At 60.5% G+C, this 5,311-nt stretch carries 7 protein-coding genes; all 7 read left to right on the forward strand.

The window, feature by feature from the left end; translation table 11 throughout:
- Positions 1–1,192: IS66 family transposase (gene tnpC / locus BHE75_RS22820; protein ID WP_254684577.1), on the forward strand; the 1,192-nt coding region annotated here is incomplete at its 5' end.
- Positions 1,193–1,309: 117 nt separating this feature from the next.
- Entirely contained in the window at positions 1,310–1,720 is a 411-nt protein-coding gene (locus BHE75_RS23795) for a GNAT family N-acetyltransferase (RefSeq protein ID WP_158011136.1), read from the forward strand.
- Between the two features lie 172 nt (positions 1,721–1,892).
- Positions 1,893–2,111, forward strand: a complete 219-nt coding sequence (locus BHE75_RS22830) for a hypothetical protein (protein WP_226998743.1) — start codon at positions 1,893–1,895, stop codon at positions 2,109–2,111.
- Positions 2,112–2,408: 297 nt separating this feature from the next.
- Positions 2,409–3,191 carry a hypothetical protein gene (locus tag BHE75_RS22835; protein WP_056379715.1) on the forward strand — a complete coding sequence of 261 codons (783 nt, stop codon included), beginning with the start codon at positions 2,409–2,411 and terminating at the stop codon, positions 3,189–3,191.
- 111 nt (positions 3,192–3,302) lie between these two features.
- Positions 3,303–4,184, forward strand: a complete 882-nt coding sequence (locus BHE75_RS22840) for a DUF7146 domain-containing protein (protein ID WP_056379713.1) — start codon at positions 3,303–3,305, stop codon at positions 4,182–4,184.
- Positions 4,178–4,768, forward strand: coding sequence for a thermonuclease family protein (locus BHE75_RS22845; protein ID WP_020819817.1), 591 nt, complete (start codon positions 4,178–4,180; stop codon positions 4,766–4,768). Before BHE75_RS22840 ends, BHE75_RS22845 begins: the two co-directional genes overlap by 7 nt.
- Positions 4,769–4,884: 116 nt before the next feature.
- A complete protein-coding gene (locus BHE75_RS22850; RefSeq protein ID WP_056379711.1) occupies positions 4,885–5,205 on the forward strand; it encodes a hypothetical protein in 321 nt (106 codons plus the stop codon).
- The last annotated feature ends 106 nt before the right edge of the window (positions 5,206–5,311 follow it).

Genomic DNA, 5,311 nt, shown 5'->3' on the forward strand with positions numbered 1-5,311 from the left:
CCATGGACATGCTCAACCACCATTTCGCAGCAGCCGCCTGATCGGCGCAGAGCGACAGCCTACCTGTGACTGCCGCCAATCTTTGCAACAGAGCCGCCCCAAGCTTTCCTGCAATCGCTGCGATGCGATCAGCCAGGCACCAGCTCCCGCACTTCCCGTGCCGCGTGGCCGCGCTGGCCCCGGTCTGCTCGCCCATGTCGTCGTATCCAAGTTCGCCGACCACCTGCCGCTCTACCGCCAGTCGCAGATCTATACCCGCGAGGGCGTGGAGATCAGCCGTTCGACCATGGCCGACTGGCTGGGCCAGGTAAGCTGGCTGTTGCAGCCGCTGGTTAACCGGATCGCCGATCACGTCATGGCCAGCCCCAAGCTCCATGCCGACGACACGCCCGTTCCGGTTCTGGCGCCGGGCACCGGGAAGACACAAACCGGGCGATTATGGGTCTACCTGCGCGATAACCGGCGATGGAGCCACTTGGATAAGCCGGCTGCGCTGTTCCGCTACAGCCCCGATCGCAAGGGTGAGCGACCACGCGAGCATCTCAAGACCTTTGCAGGCTTCCTGCAGGCGGATGCCTATGCCGGCTTCGAGCGCCTCTACGCCAGTGACCGCGAGCCCGCGCCGATCACGCCAGTTGCCTGCTGGGCGCATGCCAGACGCAAGCTGAACGATGTCTATAAGGCGGATCCGAACTCGGCTGCGTTCCAAGGCTTGCACATGATCGGGGAGCTCTACGATGTCGAGCGGCAGATCGTGCGTGAGCCGGCGGATTTTCGTCGCAAGGCTCGTAAGCTCTCGAAGCTCAAGGCGCTGGATTTCTTCGCCTGGGCCGACGAGGTGCTGTCCAGGGCATCGGCCCGGTCACCGTTGGCCGACGCGCTGCGCTATGCGGCGAAGCTGAAGCCGCAACTGCTCGCCTACACCGACGACGGCAGGCTGGAGATCGACAACAATCCGGCGGAGAATGCCCTCAGGGGTATATGCCTTGGCAGGAAAAATTGGCTTTTTGCAGGCGCCGACTGCGGCGGGGAGCGCGCCGCTGCCATGTATTCACTGCTTGAAACGGCCAAACTCAATGGCGTCAATCCGCAGGAGTGGCTTGCCGATGTGCTTGATCGCATTGGCAAGGGGCATCCGATCAACCGGATCGATGAACTTCTGCCGTGGAGATGGCAGGCATCGCAGGTCTAAATCTGCTTGGAAGTGGTGTCGCTCCCAGCTTAATGTCATCTGCACCCGCCATTCCTATGAATACCAAGGCGTTATGATCGAGTTCTACACGTGATGATCGTTTTGAGATTGCGGAAAGTGACCGAAGCAGACCCGACGCGAGATTGGGTTCCGGCCGAACACTACGATATTGTCTTTGAAGGTGAGGTCGTCGGATCCATTCAACTTCGCCTTGGAAATACCGAATATATGCGGCTGTACGGTGGTCACGTTGGTTACGGCATCGAACCTCAGCATCGCGGTCATGGATATGCCGCCGCAGCACTCAAGGAACTGTCTTCAATCGCACAGCGCCATGGTTTTCAGGAAATCTGGATTACCTGTCGGCCTGATAATATTGCTTCGTGGCGTACTCTTGAAAAGGCCGGTGCGACCTATGAAGGAACGGTCGACGTTCCATTGGACAGCGATCTTTATGTGCGTGGAGATCTGCAAATGCGTCGGTATCGACTCGTGATTGGTGCGAAGGAAACGCTGCCTGCCGGGTAGATCGTTCGTGTCGGCCAAGGCCCCAAAAGGGGCGGTTACCAAGCGTGCGTGCGCCGCAAAGACGACCTACAGCGGACGCTTACCTTTCCACGCTATGCCCTCTATAAGCGCGACAGAACGCCCCCTTATTCAATGCGATGTTATGGCACGACCTAAACGACAGGAAGATCCATTGCTGCCGGTCCCGCTGCCAAAGCGGCGTCCGAGCCGCGCGAACACGCGCAACCTTGCTGCTTGGGTGAAACCTGAGCTTGCAGCTGAGATCAAGGGATTGGCTGAACGCGAGCAAACGTCTGTCGCGGCCCTGGTCGAAGAGGCGACGATCAATCTCTTGAAGACGCGCGGGATCGATTATCCTGACTATCTGCGCCATTACCGCAAAGCGGGATAAGTCCGCATCATAAGCGTGTGCACACGCTTATTCTTGCCAACTCCTGAAACTTGAGCCAGTTATGACCCGCTGATTCCGTCTTGGAGTCGGTGATTCATCTGTTGTGCGCGGGGTGGCTCCCCGTCTGCAACGGGCAACAAAAAACCCTCGCTTGGCTGAGCGAGGGCTGTTTGTGCCACCGAAGTGGGCGATTGCTTAACCCCTTTATCGGTGGCGCTGCGGCGAAAGTCAATCCTGAAAGCGTGCTTTCGGGAGCGATGGCGCTTGGCCTCGCGGGACCGACGAAGGGAGGTCCGCATGACCACTTCCATAGGCGCCGTGCTGCGTAGCACCGGCCTCGCCACGATCGACCGCGCCTTGCTTGCGCGTGCCGAAAAACCGCGCGTCAAAGTCTGGGCCGGCAGCATCGCCGTAGGCCACGAGAAGCGGGCCAAGGCTTACACGCCGATCCGCAATGCGCGCCAGATGCGCGAGATGATCGAAGCTGCAAAGCTCTACGAGCGGCAAACGCTTGCGCAGCGGCGAACGACCACACCGCGCGTTCGCAACGGCGCGATCGGACAGGCCGGCATCCAGATCATCGAGTTCCTGGCCCGCGTCATCGACTATAGCACCGGCGCGTTGTTCCCCAGCCTTCACACCATCATGGATGGAACCGGCCTGAGCAAGAATTGCGTCGTTCAGGCGCTTTCGCGCCTCAAAGACGCGCGCATTATCGACTGGTTCAGGCGCTACGAGCCGGTTCCCGACAACGAATCGCAAGGCGCTGGCCCGCGCATCAAGCAGGCCACAAACGCCTATCGCTTCCTCTTCCCCGCCTTTCTCTCGAAAATCTTCGCCGCTCGCCGGCGTCGCGGCGTCGCGGCCGATCCAGCGCCCGCTTGCGAACAGTATCGCCAGATCGAGGCGGCGCGCGACATGGAGCGCATGAGGGATCAGCTGCCCCTATGGGAGCTAACCCGCGAAGAGCGGGACAAGCGCGAGCTGAGGGACATTCTCGCCAGCTTGGGCGAAGCGATTGAGGCGAAAGAACGTGAGTCATCCGCAAGTGAAGATAACCGGCGGAGATATTTATATTGAATGGCCCTAGTCGGGCCATGCGCGATATTGGCATATATCCCGATCGTTTGCCCGCCTCCGTGAAATGTGTATAAATCCCAATGTCGGGATACCGTTGACGAAAGAAGTTCGATGCAGATGGACGTCGAAGCACGCGCACGTCAGATCGTAGCGGATATGGGCGGCCACTGGCGCGGCTCCTATGGCATGGTTTGCTGCCCAGCCCACAACGACCGCAATCCGTCGCTCCAAGTCACCCCCGGCAAGAAGGCTGTCCTGTTCAAATGTTGGGCCGGTTGCAGTCAGGAAGCCGTCTGGTCCGCGCTCAACAGCCGCAAAATCAATCGCCACACCAGCGGCGAAACGGTCGATCGCGCGCCCGAACCCTCGCGCCGGAAGCTCGCCCTGCAACTATGGGATTCCGCCGTGCCGATCGCAGGCACCGCGGCTGAACGCTATCTGCGTTCGCGCGCGATCGACCCGACCGGCCTCAAGGTGCGCTTCGCTCCGCGCTGCATCGTTGGTCCGCCCGACGCCCGCGAAGAGCATCCTGCCCTCCTTGTGCCGTTCGAGGCCGACGAAGGCATAATCGCCGTGCAGCGGATCTTGCTCGATCCAGCAACGGGCGAGAAACGCTACCATGCGGCGCTGCGCGAGGCGAAATTGACGCTCGGCCTGGTCCGACACGCCGCCATGCGGATCGGCGGCCAGCCAACCGGCGATGTTCTGCGCCTCGCGGAAGGCTTCGAGGAAGCCGTTTCCGTCACCCAGCTTAGTGACGGGAAATTCAAGGTGTGGGGCGCTGGCGGCATTCGCCGCTATGGCCTGATCGCGATCCCCGAACGCATCCGCAAAATCGTCATCTACTCGCAACACGGCCAGGAAGCCGCACAGGCCATAGAGGACGCGCGCGACCACCTCACTGCAAACGACCGCGAACTGAAAATCATCCTGCCGCCAGCCCCGGCGCCGATGGACTGGAACGACATTCTTCAGGAGAGAGCCAGGTGCTGATCCGAGGTTTCAAAAAATGGCCGCGAAATCAGCAAATCGCGTTGCCCATTCTCTCTGTTTTCGCTTTCGGCGCGCTGTTCAATCAGATGCAGGCGAGGAATAGCGAGCCGGTTTCGATCCACGTCGAGAACCCGCGCATTATCGACGGCGATACGCTCGAAACGCTCGACAAAAAGCGGGTGCGATTGTCGGGAATTGATGCGCCGGATGAGGACGGCAAGGGTAATGTGCCCAAGATCGCAGCGCAGCTCTATTTGGAAGAGCTGGTGAAGCAAAATGGCGGCATGGACTGCACGAGCGATTTTCAGGACGAAAAGCTGACGATCGAGCCGATATGCAACACGCGGCGGACAAGCTGGGGCCGGTCTAACCTGTCGTGCCGGTTTCGGTCGAATGGGGCATCTGTTTCGGCAACGATGGTGCGCCATGGATATGCCGTTGATTACAGGCAACATTCAGGGCTGGCGTATGCTCGTTTCATGAAAGACGCGGCCGATGAGCGACGAGGCCTTTGGGGTGTCGATTACGAGGCAATGAGGAATCTGGCGATCGAGAGGGGCCAGCTGCCGAACAAGTGCAAATGACCGGAGCCGGGAACCTGCCCTACTCCACCACACGGCTGCGCCGCGCGGCTCCACGGAGCCAGCAAAGCCGTCTCCGCCCATTCGGGTGACGGTCAGGGCTAGAAGGGAAGTTCAGCATGAATGACGCGACGCGAACGACGACGCAGGCCGCGCCCAGGCACAGCGTTTCGCCGCGCGTCGAGGCTTTCGCGGCATGGCTGATCGCCGCGCTCATTCTCGCAGGCGGCGGGATCGTCGCACGCCTGATCCTCGATTATCCGCAATTCCTGCCGAACAGCTATTTCGGCTTCCTGATTTACCGCGCTGGACCCACAATTGCCCTGCTATGGGCCTGTGTCGGCGCTGCGATCACGATCAATGCCGCGACGATACGCCTCATGCTCATGTCCGCCTTGTGTGCTTCTATCGTTGCGGTTCTCGCGCTCGCCATTCTCTAGCCGCTAAAAATGAGCGGCCCAGGGCCGCGCCTTGCCGGTGGTGGCAGCTGCCACCGGGGGGAACGCCAAGGGCACCCGCCCTTTCGTTCCCGAAGCATAATCGACA

It is taken from the genome of Edaphosphingomonas haloaromaticamans, from assembly GCF_001853345.1.
GTDB lineage: Bacteria > Pseudomonadota > Alphaproteobacteria > Sphingomonadales > Sphingomonadaceae > Sphingomonas_E > Sphingomonas_E fennica.

What these genes read in the sequence shown, in the direction of transcription:
- BHE75_RS22835 (WP_056379715.1), top strand. Translation starts at nt 2,409, where the DNA reads ATGACCACTTCCATAGGCGCCGTGCTGCGTAGCACCGGCCTCGCCACG.
- BHE75_RS22840 (WP_056379713.1), top strand. Translation starts at nt 3,303, where the DNA reads ATGCAGATGGACGTCGAAGCACGCGCACGTCAGATCGTAGCGGATATG.
- BHE75_RS22850 (WP_056379711.1), top strand. Translation starts at nt 4,885, where the DNA reads ATGAATGACGCGACGCGAACGACGACGCAGGCCGCGCCCAGGCACAGC.